This is a genomic window from Albidovulum aestuarii, from assembly GCF_029961185.1.
Lineage (GTDB): Bacteria > Pseudomonadota > Alphaproteobacteria > Rhodobacterales > Rhodobacteraceae > Albidovulum > Albidovulum aestuarii.
On the sequence record NZ_JASBQQ010000020.1, the window covers coordinates 1 to 2,101 of the forward strand.

The window sequence follows — 2,101 nt, forward strand, 5'->3', positions numbered from 1 at the left end:
TTGGCAGTTGCAGTGTCTTCACTTGGATCGAGGACAGATTCCCGTGTCGCTCGCAGCGAGTTCCCGCCTAACCAGGAACACACGACGTCGGAAGCCGGGATAGGTGGTGTGATTGGAAATCGGCAATTGCAACATTCGCAAAGTCGAGGCACACTTTCGAGACTAAGTACCTTCCTGTCGGCGGATACCTCCTCATAGTTCGCCAGCCCCGGTTGCGCATAATCGCGCACCGGGGCTTTTCAATTTGGCAGAAGGTTGTCTGGCGCCGGTATGGTTGGGACCAGGTAAGTTACGAGGTCCAGAAGCGCTTGGCCAAGCTGGGAATGTGGACAAGCGGTTTTACTCCGCCATGGACCGGGTGGCAGAAGCCGGTTTGTTCCGCTGACGCTCGCGCCAAACGACCAACACGCCACCGCCGATGATCAGGATCGAACCAGGAAATAGGTCGCGGATTGGCGCTTCGCCAAAGAACACCCAGCCGAAAAAGAAAGCCATCGGAATGCCGAAATAGCTGAATGGGGCAAGGTTGCTTTGTTCGGTCATCCTGAAGGAGACAATCATAAGCAATACAGCGGTTCCACCGAAACCTCCCATCGCCACAATCCACCCGAGATCAGACGCAGATTGAACAGTGGAAAAGCCACCGAGGAAAAGCGCGAGCGCCACCGATCCGACAACGGCAAATCCTGTGGAGTACAGGTTGACCAATGCGCTTGGTACTTCCTCGTCAATCAACCGGGCCGTTACGCCCGTCAGCGCGTAGAGGGCAGCTGCGCCCAGTGGTAAGAGGGACGCCAAGGTAAATGTCTCGCGCCCGGGACCCATAACCATCAAGACGCCGACAAAGCCAATCAACACCGCGATCCAACGAATGTGACCCACCCGTTCACCCAGCAGCAGCACGGCAAAGGCTGTCATGAAAAGCCCGCTGGAATAGGAAATTGTCGTCGCAGTGGCAAAGGCGATCAGACCCAGCGACAGATAGAACATCAACTGTGCGAAGGTGACGATCAGACCCCGCATGCAGATCAGGCCCCATTGGCGGACACGCAGGCGCCGCCCATTTCGGTGCCAGGCTGACGATGACCAAAGCGCGATAAAGCTGGGCACCAGCCCAAAGATATTACGGTATGCGGACAGTTCCGCCGCAGTGTAACCAGCGGACAGACGCTTGATGACCAGTCCCATCAGGTCAAAAAACACAAGGGAAACTAGGCTGAGAACAATCGCAACCGTGACAGACCCCGTCGGGATTGCCGGTATTTTCCCGACTTCAGCCATTTCGCATTCCTGAGTGGTTCTCCGATATCAGATGGTATCCACGAAAGGCTGCCATGGACATTCAGTTTGCGACTTGGTGTGCCGAAAGAGTCGTTTGACCCGCAAAACGAGGATATTTGCCAGTGCAGCGACCGTCAGGTTTGTCCCACATCGCCGTTGTCCACCGTACCCAGTCAGGTCACAGCCCGACTGAAACTCTCAGTTGCCCGCCCTAAGCCCAAATCAGACCATCTTACGCACTCGCGGTAGCAGAAGTATTTCCGCTCAGTGACCTATCGATTGGGAGAATACATTAACGATGACCACTCCTAAAAGGATGAGTGTCATACCAAGCAAAGCAGGGAAGTCCAAAGATTGTCGATACCAAATCCAAGCGACAGCACTAATGAGTACGATGCCCATGCCCGACCATATTGCGTAGACGACGCCGGTCGGCATAACCCGCAGCGGGAATGACAAACACCAAAATGCAACCGCATATCCCGCAATCGTGATGAGGCTTGGCCCGAGCCGAGTAAAGCTCTCCGATCGCGCTAAAGATGTTGTTGCGAGGACCTCAGCGAAGATAGCCGCCACCAAAAATAGATAGTGCTTTGCCATTCGGCTACTCGCGCCATGTCAACCCGTGAGGTCCTTAGCACGATGCCGACTGGATGTCTGCATCACTAGGCGGAACTGGCATGCAAGCTGATCGCGGCCGATGGCTGTCCCGAGCTCGATGTGCGGATTGCTGCAGAATGTCGGAATGTCTGCTACGTGTTGGGATTGAGATAAAGAGGATTGTGGGAACGCTAGATGATTAAGGTCTACGGGCGGCGGA

At 55.1% G+C, this 2,101-nt stretch carries 2 protein-coding genes; both read right to left on the bottom strand.

From position 1 onward, the window contains the following. Nucleotides 1–339: 339 nt before the first annotated feature. Complete coding sequence (locus QKW60_RS20940) at nucleotides 340–1,281, bottom strand: DMT family transporter (protein WP_282371650.1); 942 nt, start codon at nucleotides 1,279–1,281, stop codon at nucleotides 340–342. Nucleotides 1,282–1,545: 264 nt separating this feature from the next. Continuing rightward, on the bottom strand, nucleotides 1,546–1,881 hold the full coding sequence (locus QKW60_RS20945; RefSeq protein WP_282371651.1) for a DMT family transporter: 336 nt from the start codon (nucleotides 1,879–1,881) through the stop codon (nucleotides 1,546–1,548). Nucleotides 1,882–2,101: the final 220 nt, after the last annotated feature.